A 15,682-nucleotide genomic window follows, 5' to 3' on the forward strand; every position below is an offset into this window, starting at 1 on the left:
TTCGGCGGTCCGTTCAGGGCGCCGGATCGCCCGCCGCCACCAGCTTCGCATCGACCGTAACCTTCGCCCCGTCCTCGAATGCGAAGGTCATCGGGGCGCTGGCGCCCGCGCGCAGGTCGGGCGACAGGCCGAACAACATGATATGCTTGCCGCCCGGGCTGAAGCTGACGGTCCCGTTGACCCTGACCCTGTCGAGCGGCTGCATCGCCATCATGCTGCCATGCCCGGTCATGCTCTCATGCAGCTCGGCCCGCTCGGCCGCCGGGCTGCTCACCCCCGTCAGCACCCGGCCTGCACCCCCGCCGCCATGGACGATCGCATAGCCCGCCGCCGGCCGTCCCGGCACCGCGGGCAGGCGTACCCACGCATCCTCGACGCTCGGCCCCTGCTGGCATCCGGCCAGCGCCACTGCCGCCATCAACGCCGCCCACCGTGTCTTCACGCCCACGCTCCTGTGCCGATACGGTTCCCTATGCCGCGCATAATCTTGCGGCAAGCCGAACCCTGCCTATATCCGCCCTCGGAACGATCGGCCGGCACCTCCCCGTGCCGGTCGTATCAACGCTTTATTTCAACCCGGGGGCCAATGAGGGACCATGGCTAAAGTTATCGGTATCGATCTGGGCACGACGAACAGCTGCGTCGCGGTGATGGAGGGCGGCAGCCCCAAGGTCATCGAGAACGCCGAAGGCGCGCGGACCACGCCGTCGATCGTCGCCTTCGCCAAGGATGGCGAGCGTCTGATCGGCCAGCCGGCAAAGCGTCAGGCAGTGACCAACGGCGACAACACGATCTTCGCGGTGAAGCGCCTGATCGGACGTCGTTTCGACGATCCGGTCACCAAGAAGGATACCGAACTGGTTCCCTACACCATCGCGCGCGGCCCGAATGGCGACGCGTGGGTGAAGGCGGGCGGCGAGGAATATTCGCCGTCGCAGATCAGCGCGTTCATCCTGCAAAAGATGAAGGAAACGGCGGAGTCGTATCTGGGCGAGACCGTGACCCAGGCGGTCATCACCGTTCCGGCCTACTTCAACGATGCCCAGCGTCAGGCGACCAAGGACGCCGGCAAGATCGCCGGTCTCGAAGTCCTGCGCATCATCAACGAACCGACGGCGGCGGCGCTCGCCTACGGTCTCGACAAGGACAATAACAAGACCATCGCGGTCTATGACCTTGGCGGCGGTACGTTCGACATCTCGGTCCTCGAGATCGGCGACGGCGTGTTCGAGGTGAAGGCGACCAACGGCGACACCTTCCTCGGCGGCGAAGACTTCGACGCGAAGATCGTGCAGTTCCTGGCGGACGAGTTCAAGAAGGTCGAAGGCATCGACCTGACCAAGGACAAGCTGGCGCTCCAGCGTCTGAAGGAAGCCGCCGAAAAGGCGAAGATCGAGCTGTCGTCGGCGCAGACCACCGAAGTCAACCTGCCGTTCATCACGGCCGACGCTACGGGCCCGAAGCATCTCGTCAAATCGATCACCCGTGCCGACCTCGAACGGCTGGTCGAGGATCTGGTCAAGCGGACGCTCGAGCCGTGCAAGAAGGCGCTGGCCGATGCCGGGGTGCAGGCGAGCGCGATCGACGAAGTGGTGCTGGTCGGCGGCATGACCCGCATGCCGCGCGTCCGCGAAGTCGTGAAGCAGTTCTTCGGTAAGGAGCCGCACACCGGCGTGAACCCCGACGAAGTCGTGGCGATCGGTGCCGCGATCCAGGCCGGCGTGTTGCAGGGTGACGTGAAGGACGTGCTGCTGCTCGACGTGACCCCGCTGTCGCTGGGTATCGAGACGCTGGGCGGCATCATGACCCGCATGATCGATCGCAACACCACCATCCCGACCAAGAAGTCGCAGGTCTATTCGACCGCCGACGACAATCAGGGTGCGGTGACGATCCGCGTGTTCCAGGGCGAGCGCGAGATGGCCGCCGACAACAAGATGCTGGGTCAGTTCGATCTGGTCGGCATCCCGCCCGCGCCGCGCGGCGTGCCGCAGATCGAGGTCACCTTCGACATCGACGCCAACGGCATCGTCAACGTGTCGGCCAAGGACAAGGGCACCGGCAAGGAACAGCAGATCCGCATCCAGGCCTCGGGCGGCCTGTCGGACAGCGACATCGACCAGATGGTCCGTGACGCCGAACAGTTCGCGGAAGAGGACAAGAAGCGTCGTGCTTCGGCCGAAGCCAAGAACAATGCGGAATCGCTGATCCACACCACCGAACGCCAGCTTGCCGACAATGGCGACAAGGTCGACGCCTCGCTCAAGGCCGAGATCGAAGCCGCCGTCGCCGAGACCAAGGCTGCGGTCGAAAGCGGCGACAGCGATCGCATGACCGAAAAGAGTCAGGCGCTGGCGCAGGTCGCGATGAAGCTGGGTCAGGCGATCTATGAACAGCAGCAGCAGGCCGAAGCCTCGCCCGCTGCCGACACCGTGCAGGAGAAGAAGGCCGACGACGACGTCGTCGATGCCGAATTCTCGGAAGTCGACGACAGCCGCAAGGCGTAAACCAACGCCCCTCCCTCTCCCCCATGGGGGAGAGGGTCGGGGAGAGGGGGTGTGTCGGGCGGGTCGTTTCGGACAGCCCCTCTCCCAAACCCTCTCCCCCATGGGGGAGAGGGCTTTTTGATGACCACCGAAGTCGATTTCTACGAACTGCTCCAATGCGAGCGCACTGCGGACGCGGGGACGATCAAGTCTGCCTATCGCAAGCTCGCGATCAAATATCACCCGGACAAGAATGCCGGCTGCAAGGATTCCGAGGCGAAGTTCAAGGCGATCAACGAAGCCTATGACTGCCTGAAGGATCCGCAGAAGCGTGCGGCGTACGACCGCTACGGTCATGCCGCCTTCCGCCAGGGCGCGGGCGGGGCCGGCGGCGGTGCGCAGGATTTCAACGGTTTCTCCGATATCTTCGAAAGCGTCTTCGGCGAATTCATGGGCGGCGGGCGGCAGGGCGGTCGTTCCGGCCCCCGGCGTGGCGCCGACCTGCGCTACGACATGGAAGTCACGCTGGAAGAGGCGTTCCACGGCAAGAGCACGCAGATCACCGTCGACGTCTCGACCAGCTGCGCCCCGTGCGGCGGCAGCGGCGCGTCGCCGGGGACCAAGGCGCGGACGTGTCAGACCTGTGCCGGCCATGGCAAGGTGCGCGCGCAACAGGGCTTCTTCGTCGTCGAACGCGCCTGTCCGACTTGCCACGGCGCCGGACAGGTGATCGCCGACCCTTGCCCCGTCTGCCATGGCGAAGGCCGGGTCGAACAGACCAAGACGCTGGAGGTCAACGTCCCCCCCGGTGTCGACGAAGGCACGCGCATCCGCCTGTCGGGCGAGGGCGAGGCGGGCGCGCGTGGTGCGCCGGCCGGTGACCTCTACATCTTCCTCCACGTCAAACGTCATCCGCTGTTCGAACGCGAAGGGACCGCGCTCCACGCGCGCGCGCCGATCAGCTTCACGACGGCGGCGCTGGGCGGGATGATCGAGATCCCCGGCCTCGACGGGCAAAAGCACAGCATCCGCATCCCGGCCGGCATCCAGTCGGGCAAGGAACTGCGCCAGCGTGGCGCCGGCATGCCGGTGCTGCAGGGGCGCGGCCATGGCGACATGGTCATCCATATCGAAGTCGAGACCCCGACCCGCCTGTCGGCCCGGCAGAAGGAATTGCTCGAAGCATTCCGCGAGACCGAGACCGGCGACGAATGCCCTGAATCGAGCGGTTTCTTCAGCCGCCTGAAGACCGCGCTCGGTGGCTGATTGGCGTCCGGCGGTGGCGAGCGACGCCACCGCCATCGCCGCGCTCGCCCGTGCCGAACTGGGCGACTATGGCGAGGCGGCCGAGCTCTACGCCGAACGCATCGCGCTTGCTCCGGACGGCTGCTGGGTGCTCGTCGACGAAGCCGACACGATCCTCGGCCACTGCATCAGCCACCCTTGGGTCCGCCGCGCACCACCGGCAATGCACACGCGGCTCGGCACGCTCCCGTCGCGAGCCGATTGCTGGTATCTCCACGATGTCGTCGTCGCGCCGCAAGCGCGCGGTACGAAGGCGGTCGAGCGTCTGCTTCCGATCCTGAACGCCGTCGCTATCTCGCGAGCGATCCCCACGCTTGCGCTCATCGCGGTTGGCGGTGCCGATCGTTATTGGTCGCGACAGGGTTTCGTCGCCACGAACGGCGGTGCCGAAGGCTTTGGGGCGGATGCGGTCTATATGGAGCGCTCGGCCTAGGCATTGTCTTTGATCGAAGGCGTTGGCCGCACGCTCCGGTATCTGCCGGGGAGAGGGGGAGGAAGCGGCGTCATCTGTGCAAAGGTGAGGCGACCAAGCCCAAGACCCTGTCGGCGCCGGAGTGCCCCGGCCGCTTTCCTACACGCCACCATCCTGCGACACCTGTTGCCGCTTCCTTGAACCCGTAAACCCTCCATCCGACGCCGGCGGACAGTTGCGCGTGAAACATGCGGCAAGTGTGAACTTAGTGAACTTTGGACCCGCAATTATCACCCCGCCGGACCCGAAGCCCGGCGGGGCGCGTCGATCACGCCTGTCCGAACACCCGCGCGAAGATCGTGTCGACATGCTTGTAGTGATAGCCGAGGTCGAACCGGCTCTCGATTTCTTCCGCCGACAGTGCGGCAGCGACGTCCGCATCGGCCTTGAGCAATTCGAGCAGCGATAGTTCGCCGTCCGATTCCCACACCTTCATCGCGTTGCGCTGTACGTAACGATAGGAAGCCTCGCGGCTCACCCCCGCCTGGGTCAGCGCCAGCAGCACGCGCTGCGAATGGACGAGGCCACCCATCTTGTTGAGGTTCTTCTCCATCCGCGCCGGATAGACGACCAGCTTGTCGATCACCCCGGTCAGGCGGGCGAGCGCGAAGTCGAGCGTGATCGTCGCGTCCGGCCCGATATAGCGCTCGACCGACGAGTGTGAGATGTCGCGCTCATGCCACAGCGCGACATTCTCCAGCGCCGGGGTGACATAGCCGCGCACCATACGGGCGAGGCCGGTCAGGTTCTCGGTCAGCACCGGGTTGCGCTTGTGCGGCATCGCCGACGAACCCTTCTGACCCGGCGAGAAATATTCCTCGGCCTCCAGCACTTCGGTGCGCTGCAAGTGGCGGATCTCGGTCGCCAGCCGCTCGATCGACCCCGCGATTACGCCCAGCGTCGCGAAGTACATGGCGTGGCGGTCGCGCGGGATGACCTGCGTCGACACCGGCTCGACGGTGAGGCCCATCTTCTCTGCGACATGTTCCTCGACCCGCGGGTCGATGTTCGCGAACGTCCCCACCGCGCCCGAAATCGCACAGGTCGCCACCTCGGCACGGGCATTCTTGAGCCGCGTGCGGCAACGATCGAACTCGGCATAGGCCTGTGCCAGCTTGAGCCCGAACGTAACCGGCTCGGCATGGATGCCATGGCTGCGGCCGATCGTCGGCGTCAGCTTGTGTTCGCGCGCACGCCGCTCAATCACCGCCAGCAGCTTGTCGAGATCGGCGAGCAAAATGTCCGACGCCCGCGCCAGCTGCACCGCCAGACAGGTGTCGAGCACGTCCGAACTCGTCATGCCCTGGTGCAGGAAGCGCGCCTCCGGCCCGGTCCGCTCCGAGACGTGCGTCAGGAAGGCGATGACGTCGTGCTTGGTCTCTGCCTCGATCGCGTCGATCCGCGCGACGTCGAAATCGGCGTCGTTCATCGCCCAGATCTTCTCGGCAGCCTCCTTCGGTACCACCCCTAGCTCGGCCAGCGCATCGGTCGCGTGCGCCTCGATCTCGAACCAGATGCGGAATCGCGACTGGGGTTCCCACAAAGCGGTCATTTCGGGGCGGGAATAGCGCGGAATCATGTGCGGGCCTTTCAAAACGGGCGAACGGTTGGCCGCGCACTAGCAACAAGTCGGGGATGAATCGAGCCTGTCCTGCGATAGACGAGCATCGAAAGGGGCTTCAATCGACGCCGAAACGACCTAAGTAGGTTCCGTCATCGCAAAGTCGTTCGGATGAAAATTCGAATGACTGGATGAAGTACCGAACCAATCCGAAAGGAGAAATTCGATGATGAAGCGTATTCTTCTCGCCAGTGGCGTTCTGATGTCGACCCCGGCATTTGCACAGGATGCCGCACCGGCGCAAACGACTGCCCCGACCGCGCAGACGGTCCCCGCAGAGCCGACGACGACTGCGGCTGATCCGGCGGCTGCTGCGACGCAGGCGGCTCCGACGACCCCGGCCGATCCGTCGACCCAGACCGCGCAGACCACTGCCGAAGCGGGACAGCCGGCCAGCGGCACGCAGATCGCGCAGATCGTCGAGGCCGAATTCCCGAAATACGACAAGAGCGGGAAGGGTCAGTTGACCGAGCAACAGTTCGGCGAATGGATGGTCGCGCTGCGCTCGGCGAGCGAACCGGGCGTCACTGCCGAGAAGCCCGAGGTCAAGAAGTGGGTGAAGCAGGCCTTCGCCCAGGCCGACAAGGACAAGTCCAAGGCGGTGTCGAAGGCGGAGCTGACCAGCTTCCTCAGCCAGAGCGCATAAACGTCGCCAGACGCTGATATCGAGTACGGCAGCCGGGAGCGATCCCGGCGGCCGTTTTCATGGGCCGACTGCCCGACCCGCCGTTGCCCCGGACCTGATCCGGTGCCCCGCTTCTTGGGTCGCAACGTTGATGCATTGGCGGCCTGTCAAAACAAGAAGGGGTTCACGCGAAGGGGTTGCGCGCCGGGCGGGCCGGGCGCGAACGGGAGACCTTCCTACCCGTTGCAACCGGGATCGAGGCTGCTGACGCGGGTGACGTCTTCGCAGGCGCAACTCCTCCGCGCCTCCGCGCCTTCGCGTGAACCCCTTTCTTCTTTCTACCGAACCCGAGCCGGATTCCCTACGACCGTAGCCCCCTCCGGCACATCACGCGTCACCACCGATCCCGCTCCAATGATCGCGTCGTCGCCGACGGTAATCCCCGGCAGCAACAGCGCCCCGCCGCCGATCCACACATTCGCCCCGATCACGATCGGCCGCCCATATTCCAGCATCTGCGCCCGCACCGCCGGATCGCGCGGATGGTCGGCGGTCAAGATCTGTACCCCCGGCCCGATCTGCGTCTTCGCGCCGATCGTCACCGCGCACACGTCGAGGATGACGCAGCCGAAGTTCAGGAAAACCCCGTCGCCCAGCGTGATGTTATAGCCGTAATCGACGTGAAATGGCGGCCGGACGTTGACGCCGTCGCCGACCGACCCCAGCCCAGCGCGCAGGATCGCCAGCCGCTCGGCCGGGTCCATCGCCAGCGTCGCGTTATAGCGTTCCATCCACCGCCCCGCCGCCGCGCAATCGGCGACCAGTTCGGGATCGCCCGCGTCATACAGGTCGCCGGCGATCATCTTCTGCTTGTTCGACAAAGTCATAGCATTCCTTGTGCGCGCAGGCTGGTATGCCCCTTCGCGCCGATGATGAGGTGGTCGTGGACGGTGATGCCCAGCGGCTTACCGGCGGCGGCGATCTGCCGCGTCAGGTCGATATCGGCACGGCTGGGGCTATGATCGCCGCTCGGATGGTTGTGGACCAGGATCAGCGCCGCCGACCCCAGATCGAGCGCGCGGTGGATCACCTCGCGCGTATAGAGCGGTGCCTCGTCGAGCGTCCCCTCCGCGACCAGTTCGTCGCGGATCAGCAGGTTGCGGGTGTTCAGATGCAGCACCCGGATCCGTTCGACCGCCTGATGCGCCATGTCGGCGTGCAGATAGTCGAGCAGCGCCTGCCAGTTCGACAGCACCGGCCGCGCCAGCACCTGCGCCTGCAACATCCGCGTCGCCGCACACTGTGCGATGCGGATCGCGGCGACCGCGGTATCGCCCATGCCGGAAACCTTGCCCAACGCTGCCGGATCCGCCGACAGCAACCCGCCGATCCCCCCGAATTCATGCAGCAGCGTCTTGGCCAGCGGCTTGGTATCGCGGCGCGGAATCGCCAGCGTCAGCAGATATTCGACCAGTTCATGATCAAGCAGCGCCTCGCCCCCATGCTTCAGCAACCGCCCCCGCAGCCGCGCGCGGTGGCCGGTACCGTCGGTTTCGGGCGGGGTGTTCATAAGGAATATGCCTAGCCGATCGGACGAGGCGGGGCGAGGGGGCGGCTCAATCCTCGTTCCCGGCCCGCCGATCGTCATCGGACGGCGAATAGTCGAGAATGTCGCCCGGCGTGCAGTCCAGATAGTGACAGATCGCCGCCAGCGTTGCGAAGCGCACCCCCTTCACCTTGCCCGATTTGAGTAGCGACAGGTTCGATTCGGTGATGCCGATCGCTTCGGCCAGTTCCTTTGACCGGATCTTCCGCCGCGCCAGCATCACGTCGAGATTGACGACGACCGGCATCAGACGAAGTCGGCCAGTTCGCGCTCGGCCCGGATGCCCGCCTCCAATGCCCAGATGGTTGCGTAGGCGGCCATCGCCAGCATCAGTCCAATGCCGACATCGGCAAAATCGACCATGATGTACCAGTATCCGCCGGACGGCGTGCCCAGCGACAACAGGCTAGCCCGCAGGCTGGCCGATACGGGCTGCGCGATGGCCCAGACGATCGCCGCCAGCGACGCTCGTCGAAGCCATTGTAGCGCGCGACCCAACGGGTTGGGGCTGCGATGACCCAAGTGACGCAGTGCTGCGCCGACGCCCAGAAGTAACAGGGCGAACGGCAAGGAACCGATCAGGACGACACCGAGCAGTCCGGCTCGTACGATCGGGCGGGAGACGTGCGCCGAAAGCCGTCGTTCCGCTTCCGGCGATGCGGCAACCTTTAGCCTTTCGTCATTATCCAACATTCCGGCGGGATCACTACGCCAGCGGCATCCGGTTTTGCAGTCGAACACGGGCGCCGGCCACAGGCTGATAACGAATGCCTGCGCCACGTTGCAGATCGCGAGCAACAGAAACACCGCCCCCGCAATCCGACAGAGCCGCGCCTTTCGCGCCGAAAGGTGGTACTTGTCCAACAGTAAGCTCTTTCTGTTTTACAGCAATTATTGTCAATGATACGACATTGGCAGCGGCGAAGCGACTGCCGTTTGCCGAAAGGGGTTCGGATGATTCGGTTGCAAAAGGGCGTCTTGGGCGCAGTGTTGGCGTTCGTCTCCACAACGGCGATGGCGCAGGCGGGGCCGGAAACGGCACCGCCAAGCGAAACGGCAGAGGTCGCCGTCGGCGTGCTGCATCACGGCACCAACTTCCACCCGCTCGGCAGCCGACTGATGTTCGACCTGCCCGACTTGCTGCCGGGCGAGTTCTATGAAGGGTCAGAGGAAGACGGCACGGTTGACGTGCAGATCGCCTATCGCACCGCGCCGTTGCGCATCCTGCTGAAACCGCGCCTGACCGCCAAGGCGCAGATCAATACCGCCGGACGCACCAGCTTCTTCAGCGCGGGGGCGGAGTGGCGCCAGCACATTCTGCGCGGCCGGGTCTATGGACAGGCGGGGATCGGCGTGACGGTGATCGACGGCTACCGTTTCACGCCCGACCCGTTCGAGCCGGACATCTCGAACCACGAGGCATGGCGGCGGTACGAGATCTATCGTCGTCGTACCTCGTTCGGCTCGAAAATTCTGTTTAATCCCAATGCGTCGATCGGGGTCCGGCTCGACCGGCGCTGGGCGGTCGAACTGGCATGGGAGCATTTCAGCCACCGCCGGATATTCTCCGACACCAATCCGGGGATCGACAATGTCGGCATCCGCATCGTCCGCCGGCTCGGACGCTGATGATCGCCATCGTCGCCGCCTTGATGCTGGCGCAGACCGCGTCGTCAACGGCATCGCCCGATGACGAGATCGTGGTGATCGGCGAACGTCTCCGCAAGATACGGGTAACGGCCAAACGTAATCGCCGGACAGGCGCCACGCGTTGTGTGTTGAAGCCGTCTACCGGTGATCCGCAACTCGATACAGGCATCTGCCAGACATATCTCGCCTGCCTACCCACGGCGCGGACCCTAGGAGAGTTGGAGGCGTGCATGCGCCCACCGCTCGAACGCGAGGTGAAAGCTTGGCAGGAACGTCGCAAGGCGGCGATGCAGAGGCGCTGACCGTCGGCGTCCTTTCCCTCTCCCGACGGGAGAGGGAGGGAGCGGCGCAGACGCGGAAGGGTGAGGGCCCCAGCGCCGATCGAGTTCGGCTCTGGAATCGGATGGTATGAACCTTACCGTTCGTTCTGAGTAGCAATTGAGCGAAGCCGAAATGGCGTATCGAAGGACCGCCGGGGGCAGATGCTTCGATACGGGTCTTCGACAAGCTCAGCCCCTACGCAGCACGAACGGAAAGCTTCAAACTCCCACCTCATCCCGCCGCAACGTCAGCACCTCGACCCCGGTCGCCGTCACCGCGACCGTATGTTCGAACTGTGCCGACAGCTTCCCGTCGCCGGTCACCACCGTCCAGCCATCCTCCTCGGTCTCGACCCGCCGCGTACCCTGATTGACCATCGGCTCGATGGTGAAGGTCATGCCCTCACGCAGCCGCACGCCTTTGCCCGGCTTGCCGAAGTTCATCACTTCCGGCGCCTCGTGCATCTCGCGGCCGATGCCGTGGCCGCAATATTCGCGGACCACCGAATAACCGTGCCGCTTGGCATGGCGTTCGATCGCGAAGCCGATATCGCCCAGATGCGCGCCGGGCTTCACCTGCCGGATGCCTTGCCACATCGCCTCCTGCGCCACCCTGACCAGCCGTCGCGCGACCGGTGCGACCTCGCCGACCAAATAGGTCTTGCTCGAATCGGCGATGAAGCCGTTCTTTTCCAGCGTGATGTCGAGGTTGATGATATCCCCGTCGCGCACGATCGTCCCGGCATCCGGCACGCCATGGCACACGACCTGATTGATCGAACAGTTCAGCACGAACTTGAAGCCATATTGCCCCTTGCTGGCGGGGCGCGCGGCCAGGTCGTGGGTGATGAAGCGTTCGACCAAATCGTTGATCGCCAGCGTCGACATGCCGGCAAGGTCGGTCTCGTCGAGCATCTCGAAAACGCGCGCGAGCAACCTGCCCGAAATCCGCATCAGCGCCAGTTCGTCGTGCGTCTTGACCATGTCAGGCGGCGATCGCGTCGGCGGGCGGGGTCTGGACGGCGGCCAACTCGGCGCGGACGATTTCGGTGAAAGGCAGCGTTGGGTTCGCTTCGGCCAACATGCCGATCTTCATCCAAAATTCGGCCTGTGCGTTGATCGACCGGCACATCACCGCACTCGCCCTGCGAACTTGCGCGTGCAAATCGTCGTCGATCTTCACGATCCCCATCGTCGTCGCTGCTCCTGAAACTCGATACGAACCATATATGGTTCATATGCTATGGGGTCAATGTGGCGTATCGGTTATGCGTAACCTTCGCCAACTTCCGTTGCGCAGCCGGAACCGTTTCGCGCCTCTCGCGCTTGACCCCGGCGGGCCGAACCGCGACGAACGGGACGAAGCAGCGGAGTGGGTGGTCTGGACGACGACGACGATCGGGCGGAACAGGCCGAAGCGTCGTCGCGCCGCGCCGGTCGCAGGCGGCGCCGCTTCGCCCGGGTGCTGCTCGTCGTCTGCCTGATCGTCCTCGCGCTGGCGGCGTTGCTCTGGACCCAGCGCCGCTCGATCGCCGACGATATCGTCCGCCGCGAACTCGAACGGCGTGGCGTCACCGCCCGCTATCGCGTCGCCGAAATCGGCTTTGGCCGCCAGCGTCTGGTCGATGTCGTCCTCGGCGATCCCAACGCGCCCGACCTGATCGCCGACTGGGTGGAGATCGATACCAGGGTCGAGCTGAACGGCGCGCAGGTCACCGGTGCGCGGGTAGGGCAAGCCCGTCTGCGCGCAACGCTGCGCCCCGATGGGTCCGTTTCGTTCGGGCAGATCGACCGTCTGCTCCCGCCACCCTCGGGCAAGCCCTTCGCCCTCCCCGATTTTACCGTCGCGGTCGATGACGGCCGTATCCGCCTCACCACCCCTTACGGTCTGATCGGCGCGAAGCTTGCCGGGCGGGGCAACCTCGCCAACGGTTTCGTGGGGCAGTTGGCGGCGGTATCCGAACGGCTGTCGCTAAACGGCTGCGGCATCGATCGCTTGGCGCTCAACGTCTCGCTCCGCACTGCTACCACCGGGCCGTTGCTGACCGGCCCGGTCCGCGCCCGGCAGGCTGCCTGCGGTGACGTCCGGTTGCTGTCGCCGGTCGTCCGCCTCGACGCGCGGCTGGGGTCTGGCCTCGATCATTGGCAGGGGCAGGCGGGCGTCAGCGCAGAAGCAGTCGACGCCCCGCAGACCCGCGTCGCCGACCTGTCGGGCACGATCGGCTTCAACGGCACTGCCAAGGGCACGCGCGGGACACTTGACCTTGCCTCGGGCCAGTTCGACCTGCCGCAACTGGACGGGGCAGGGCTGTCGATCGCTGGCCGCTACGAGGTCGGCGGCGTCCCGGCCTTTGAAGGGCGCATCGGCGCGCGCGGTGCGCGCCTGAACGATGGCCTGATCCGCCGCATCGAAGCGACAGGGCGCATGGCCGACGGCCTGCCGGTCGCACCCTTGTTACAGGCCGCGACGCGCGCCGCCGGGCAGGCGGCACGCCGCTTCGACCTGTCGGCCGAGGTTGCCGCCCGTCCGCTTGCGGCACGAATCGATCGGCTGGCCTTCATTGCCGCCAACGGTGCACGCGCGACGTTGCGCGACGGACCGGTGCGCTGGGTTTCGGGCAAGGGTGCGACGCTCGATGGAACGCTGGCGATGGGCGGCGGCGGACTGCCGGTGGCGAGCATCCGCCTGTCACATGCCGGACCCGGCGCGCCGGTGACCGGCACGGCCATCGTCCAGCCCTATGCTGCGGGCGATGCGCGCCTCGCCCTGGCTCCGATCCGTTTCCGCACGGCCGGCAACGGCGCGACCCGGATCGAGACGCGCGCTGAACTGAGCGGCCCGCTCGGCGACGGTCGCGTCGACCGGCTCGCGCTGCCGATTGATGCGCGATGGGACGGGGGCGGGCGGATGATCGTCAATGCCGACTGCGTGCCGGTCGCCTTCGATCGGCTGCGCGTGTCGGCGCTGAACCTGGACGCCACCCGCCTGCGGCTGTGCCCACAGGAAGGCGCGATGCTGCGGGTGGCTAATGGTCGGATCGGTGGCGGCGTCGGTATCGGCCCGACCCGCCTGCAGGGGCGGCTTGGCGGCACCCCGGTGACGCTCGCAGCGGCGGGCGGGCGCTTCGGTCTGGGCGACATGGCCTTCGCGCTCGATGGGGTGAAGACCCGGCTTGGCAGTCCCGAACGGGTCAGCGTCCTCGATATCGGCACGCTCACCGGCCGGATCGCGAACGGCACCGTCACCGGCCGCTTCGACCGTGGCGAGGGGCAGATCGGCAACGTTCCCCTGTTGATTCGTGACGCATCGGGTGACTGGAAGCTGGCAGGCGGGGTGTTGTCGCTGAATGGCGATGTCGGTGTCCGGGACGCTGCGCCCGAGCCGCGCTTCGAACCGCTGCGCAGCGATGATTTCCGTCTGACGCTGAACGGCAACGACATTCGTGCCGGCGGGACGCTGAAACATCCTACAAAGGGTGTGAAGGTTAGCGACGTGACGATCGTCCACGACCTTGCCACGGGGCGTGGCAACGCCGTCCTCGACGTGCCCGGCATCGCATTCGGCGATTCGTTCCAGCCCAACGAACTGACCCGCCTGACCTTCGGCGTGATCGCCGATGTGAAGGGCAGTGTGTCGGGCCGTGGCGATATCGCATGGACTCCGGACGGCGTCACCAGCACGGGCACCTTCCGCACCGCCGGCACCGATCTTGCCGCCGCCTTCGGTCCGGTCACTGGCCTGTCGGGCGAGATCCGCTTCACCGACCTGTTGGGGCTGGTCAGCGCGCCCGGGCAGGTCGCGACGATCGCCGAGGTCAATCCGGGGATCGCCGTCACCGATGGCGTCGTCCGCTATCGCCTGATCGAGGGGCAGCGGGTGCAGATCGAGGGCGGGCGTTGGCCACTGGGCGGGGGGGAGATGATCCTCGAACCGACCATCCTCGATTTCGCCGAATATCAGGAACGCCGCATGACCTTCCGGGTGAAGGGGGTCGATGGCGGGCTGTTCCTGCAGCAATTCGCGTTCGACAATCTCAACGCTTCCGGCACGTTCGATGGCGTTTTGCCGATGATCTTCGACGCCAATGGCGGTCGGATCGAAGGGGGTAGGCTGCAATCGCGGGGCAGCGGCAACCTGTCCTATGTCGGCGAAGTGTCGAAGGAGGATGTCGGCTTCTGGGGCAATCTGGCGTTTCAAGCGCTGAAATCGATGAATTATCGTGGCCTGACGATCGAGATGGACGGACCGATCGCCGGTGAGATGGTGACCGCGATCCGCTTCTCCGGGGTCAGCCAGGGGCAGGGGACGTACAGCAATTTCCTGATCCGCCGGCTGGCGCGGCTGCCCTTCGTCTTCAACGTGCGGATCAAGGCGCCCTTCCGCCAGCTGATCGATTCGGTGCAGAATTATTACGATCCGAAGCGGCTGATCGAACGCAATCTGCCGTCATTGCAGGCGGAGCAGCGCCGCCGCGAACAGGGCTTGCCGCCCGCGCCGCTCGATACCACCATTCAGCCTTCCGAAAGCGAGACCGTGCCATGACGCGAACCGTGACGATGCTGCGATCCCTGACGATTGGCGCCGCTTCCTGCGCGGCGGCCGGGTGCGTGAACGTCTCCGCGCCCGACAAGCCGATCGTCATCAACTTGAACATCAACATCACGCAGGAAGTGGTGTACCGTCTCGACGGAGAAGCGAAGACGCTGATCCAGGACAATCCGGGGATATTCTGACCATGCATGCTTTCGTGAAATACGGCCTCGCCGCAGCCGCCATCGTCGCGGTCGCCGGGATTGCCGGCACCGCATGGGCGCAGCGCGATCCCGCCTATCAGGCTGCGCGCGCGGCGGGGCAGGTGGGTGAGCAACCCGATGGTTATCTGGGCGTCGTCGGCGGCGGAACGCCGGAGCTGCGCGCACTGGTCGCCAACATTAACATCCAGCGCAAGGCGGCATATACGCGTGGCGCGCAATCGGGCGCGACGGTCGAGCAGTTCGCCTTCGTATCGGGCTGCAACCTGATCGCGCAGACCAAGCCGGGCGAGAAGTACAAGACGCCGGGCGGCAAGTGGGAAACACGCGGCAGCGGCGCCCCGGAGCGCGATCCGCGCTGCGTGTGAGGGATTAAAATTTTCTCAGATTGGGATAATTAAGTCCTGCACTGTTTGTGTCCGTTGGACCCACTTCCAGACCCCGGTTGTGCCAGCAGCCGGGGTCTTCTGCATTTGGGGACCGGCTGCCAGGCCGGCCCCTGCCTGCCGCTACTCTGAGCGGGCGACCTCGATGATTTTGAGGACCGAGGTCTCAAAAGCGATCACCAGCATCGCAATGCCGATGATCAATGTTGCAGCATTCATATCTCTATGAATCACCTCCTTCACGGCCGATGCGCCGACCGCGCCATCGGTGTAGCGCATCGGCTCGGTACGGCCTTCCAGCGTCGATACGAGTCTCAAGCATCCCCTTGCCTGTCACCTCCCGTTCATCGTCCGGAAAGCTTTCCGCGCGAACGCTATGGTTGACTCGAAACCGTCACCTTCCTAAAGCGCGCCTGCCTTGGCGGGCTCGCCATCCGGCGGATTCCGGCCCGGCCTGTG

18 protein-coding genes are annotated in these 15,682 nt (G+C 65.4%); 9 read left to right on the plus strand and 9 right to left on the minus strand.

The window, feature by feature from the left end; translation table 11 throughout:
* Positions 1-13 precede the first annotated feature (13 nt).
* On the minus strand, positions 14-442 hold the full coding sequence (locus AAIO73_RS04750; RefSeq protein ID WP_345876608.1) for a copper chaperone PCu(A)C: 429 nt from the start codon (positions 440-442) through the stop codon (positions 14-16).
* A 154-nt stretch (positions 443-596) separates the two neighbouring features.
* On the opposite strand from AAIO73_RS04750, the gene dnaK reads away from it, so the two are divergent.
* The 3 genes from dnaK to AAIO73_RS04765 all read left to right on the plus strand — a co-directional run bounded on the left by dnaK (position 597) and on the right by AAIO73_RS04765 (position 4,224).
* Positions 597-2,507: a molecular chaperone DnaK gene (gene dnaK, locus AAIO73_RS04755; RefSeq protein ID WP_345876609.1), complete on the plus strand. Its 1,911-nt coding sequence runs from the start codon at positions 597-599 to the stop codon at positions 2,505-2,507.
* Between the two features lie 120 nt (positions 2,508-2,627).
* A complete protein-coding gene (gene dnaJ / locus AAIO73_RS04760) occupies positions 2,628-3,752 on the plus strand; it encodes a molecular chaperone DnaJ (RefSeq protein ID WP_345876610.1) in 1,125 nt (374 codons plus the stop codon).
* On the plus strand, positions 3,745-4,224 hold the full coding sequence (locus tag AAIO73_RS04765; protein WP_345876611.1) for a GNAT family N-acetyltransferase: 480 nt from the start codon (positions 3,745-3,747) through the stop codon (positions 4,222-4,224). Before dnaJ ends, AAIO73_RS04765 begins: the two co-directional genes overlap by 8 nt.
* 307 nt (positions 4,225-4,531) lie before the next feature.
* On the opposite strand, the gene purB is transcribed toward AAIO73_RS04765, so the two are convergent.
* Positions 4,532-5,842 (minus strand): adenylosuccinate lyase, encoded by a 1,311-nt coding sequence (gene purB, locus AAIO73_RS04770; RefSeq protein ID WP_345876612.1) that lies wholly within the window; start codon positions 5,840-5,842, stop codon positions 4,532-4,534.
* Positions 5,843-6,050: 208 nt separating this feature from the next.
* Between purB and AAIO73_RS04775 the strand changes: the two genes are divergently transcribed.
* Positions 6,051-6,530: an EF-hand domain-containing protein gene (locus AAIO73_RS04775; RefSeq protein ID WP_345876613.1), complete on the plus strand. Its 480-nt coding sequence runs from the start codon at positions 6,051-6,053 to the stop codon at positions 6,528-6,530.
* 317 nt (positions 6,531-6,847) lie between these two features.
* On the opposite strand, the gene AAIO73_RS04780 is transcribed toward AAIO73_RS04775, so the two are convergent.
* The 4 genes from AAIO73_RS04780 to AAIO73_RS04795 are packed head-to-tail and all read right to left on the minus strand — an operon-like array spanning position 6,848 to position 8,979.
* Complete coding sequence (locus tag AAIO73_RS04780) at positions 6,848-7,396, minus strand: sugar O-acetyltransferase (protein WP_345876614.1); 549 nt, start codon at positions 7,394-7,396, stop codon at positions 6,848-6,850.
* Entirely contained in the window at positions 7,393-8,079 is a 687-nt protein-coding gene (gene radC, locus AAIO73_RS04785; RefSeq protein ID WP_345876615.1) for a RadC family protein, read from the minus strand. Before radC ends, AAIO73_RS04780 begins: the two co-directional genes overlap by 4 nt.
* A gap of 46 nt (positions 8,080-8,125) precedes the next feature.
* A complete protein-coding gene (locus tag AAIO73_RS04790) occupies positions 8,126-8,362 on the minus strand; it encodes a helix-turn-helix domain-containing protein (RefSeq protein WP_345876616.1) in 237 nt (78 codons plus the stop codon).
* Positions 8,362-8,979: a hypothetical protein gene (locus AAIO73_RS04795; protein ID WP_345876617.1), complete on the minus strand. Its 618-nt coding sequence runs from the start codon at positions 8,977-8,979 to the stop codon at positions 8,362-8,364. Before AAIO73_RS04795 ends, AAIO73_RS04790 begins: the two co-directional genes overlap by 1 nt.
* A gap of 90 nt (positions 8,980-9,069) precedes the next feature.
* On the opposite strand from AAIO73_RS04795, the gene AAIO73_RS04800 reads away from it, so the two are divergent.
* Both AAIO73_RS04800 and AAIO73_RS04805 read left to right on the plus strand, forming a co-directional pair.
* Positions 9,070-9,744 carry an acyloxyacyl hydrolase gene (locus tag AAIO73_RS04800; RefSeq protein ID WP_345876618.1) on the plus strand — a complete coding sequence of 225 codons (675 nt, stop codon included), beginning with the start codon at positions 9,070-9,072 and terminating at the stop codon, positions 9,742-9,744.
* On the plus strand, positions 9,744-10,067 hold the full coding sequence (locus AAIO73_RS04805; protein ID WP_345876619.1) for a hypothetical protein: 324 nt from the start codon (positions 9,744-9,746) through the stop codon (positions 10,065-10,067). Before AAIO73_RS04800 ends, AAIO73_RS04805 begins: the two co-directional genes overlap by 1 nt.
* Positions 10,068-10,304: 237 nt before the next feature.
* On the opposite strand, the gene map is transcribed toward AAIO73_RS04805, so the two are convergent.
* Positions 10,305-11,069, minus strand: a complete 765-nt coding sequence (gene map, locus AAIO73_RS04810) for a type I methionyl aminopeptidase (RefSeq protein ID WP_345876620.1) — start codon at positions 11,067-11,069, stop codon at positions 10,305-10,307.
* A 1-nt stretch (position 11,070) separates the two neighbouring features.
* Complete coding sequence (locus AAIO73_RS04815; RefSeq protein ID WP_345876621.1) at positions 11,071-11,277, minus strand: ParD-like family protein; 207 nt, start codon at positions 11,275-11,277, stop codon at positions 11,071-11,073.
* Positions 11,278-11,457: 180 nt separating this feature from the next.
* On the opposite strand from AAIO73_RS04815, the gene AAIO73_RS04820 reads away from it, so the two are divergent.
* Genes AAIO73_RS04820 through AAIO73_RS04830 form a run of 3 tightly spaced genes read left to right on the plus strand, consistent with a single transcriptional unit; the run spans position 11,458 to position 15,205 of the window.
* On the plus strand, positions 11,458-14,628 hold the full coding sequence (locus tag AAIO73_RS04820) for an intermembrane phospholipid transport YdbH family protein (protein WP_345876622.1): 3,171 nt from the start codon (positions 11,458-11,460) through the stop codon (positions 14,626-14,628).
* Complete coding sequence (locus AAIO73_RS04825) at positions 14,625-14,819, plus strand: YnbE family lipoprotein (RefSeq protein ID WP_345876623.1); 195 nt, start codon at positions 14,625-14,627, stop codon at positions 14,817-14,819. The genes AAIO73_RS04820 and AAIO73_RS04825 overlap by 4 nt, the downstream gene beginning before the upstream one ends.
* 2 nt (positions 14,820-14,821) lie before the next feature.
* On the plus strand, positions 14,822-15,205 hold the full coding sequence (locus AAIO73_RS04830) for a YdbL family probable chaperone protein (RefSeq protein WP_345876624.1): 384 nt from the start codon (positions 14,822-14,824) through the stop codon (positions 15,203-15,205).
* 141 nt (positions 15,206-15,346) lie between these two features.
* On the opposite strand, the gene AAIO73_RS04835 is transcribed toward AAIO73_RS04830, so the two are convergent.
* The gene (locus AAIO73_RS04835; RefSeq protein WP_345876625.1) at positions 15,347-15,541 is read right to left on the minus strand and encodes a hypothetical protein; all 195 of its coding nucleotides are present in this window, start codon (positions 15,539-15,541) and stop codon (positions 15,347-15,349) included.
* Positions 15,542-15,682: the final 141 nt, after the last annotated feature.

Source organism: Sphingomonas epibiotica (assembly GCF_039615155.1).
GTDB lineage: Bacteria > Pseudomonadota > Alphaproteobacteria > Sphingomonadales > Sphingomonadaceae > Sphingomonas.

Excerpts from the sequence above, each read along its gene's own strand:
- dnaK (WP_345876609.1), top strand. The coding sequence starts at position 597 with ATGGCTAAAGTTATCGGTATCGATCTGGGCACGACGAACAGCTGCGTC.
- dnaJ (WP_345876610.1), top strand. The coding sequence starts at position 2,628 with ATGACCACCGAAGTCGATTTCTACGAACTGCTCCAATGCGAGCGCACT.
- purB (WP_345876612.1), bottom strand. The coding sequence starts at position 5,842 with ATGATTCCGCGCTATTCCCGCCCCGAAATGACCGCTTTGTGGGAACCC.
- AAIO73_RS04775 (WP_345876613.1), top strand. The coding sequence starts at position 6,051 with ATGATGAAGCGTATTCTTCTCGCCAGTGGCGTTCTGATGTCGACCCCG.
- AAIO73_RS04780 (WP_345876614.1), bottom strand. The coding sequence starts at position 7,396 with ATGACTTTGTCGAACAAGCAGAAGATGATCGCCGGCGACCTGTATGAC.
- radC (WP_345876615.1), bottom strand. The coding sequence starts at position 8,079 with ATGAACACCCCGCCCGAAACCGACGGTACCGGCCACCGCGCGCGGCTG.
- AAIO73_RS04790 (WP_345876616.1), bottom strand. The coding sequence starts at position 8,362 with ATGCCGGTCGTCGTCAATCTCGACGTGATGCTGGCGCGGCGGAAGATC.
- AAIO73_RS04800 (WP_345876618.1), top strand. The coding sequence starts at position 9,070 with ATGATTCGGTTGCAAAAGGGCGTCTTGGGCGCAGTGTTGGCGTTCGTC.
- AAIO73_RS04805 (WP_345876619.1), top strand. The coding sequence starts at position 9,744 with ATGATCGCCATCGTCGCCGCCTTGATGCTGGCGCAGACCGCGTCGTCA.
- map (WP_345876620.1), bottom strand. The coding sequence starts at position 11,069 with ATGGTCAAGACGCACGACGAACTGGCGCTGATGCGGATTTCGGGCAGG.
- AAIO73_RS04815 (WP_345876621.1), bottom strand. The coding sequence starts at position 11,277 with ATGGGGATCGTGAAGATCGACGACGATTTGCACGCGCAAGTTCGCAGG.
- AAIO73_RS04825 (WP_345876623.1), top strand. The coding sequence starts at position 14,625 with ATGACGCGAACCGTGACGATGCTGCGATCCCTGACGATTGGCGCCGCT.
- AAIO73_RS04830 (WP_345876624.1), top strand. The coding sequence starts at position 14,822 with ATGCATGCTTTCGTGAAATACGGCCTCGCCGCAGCCGCCATCGTCGCG.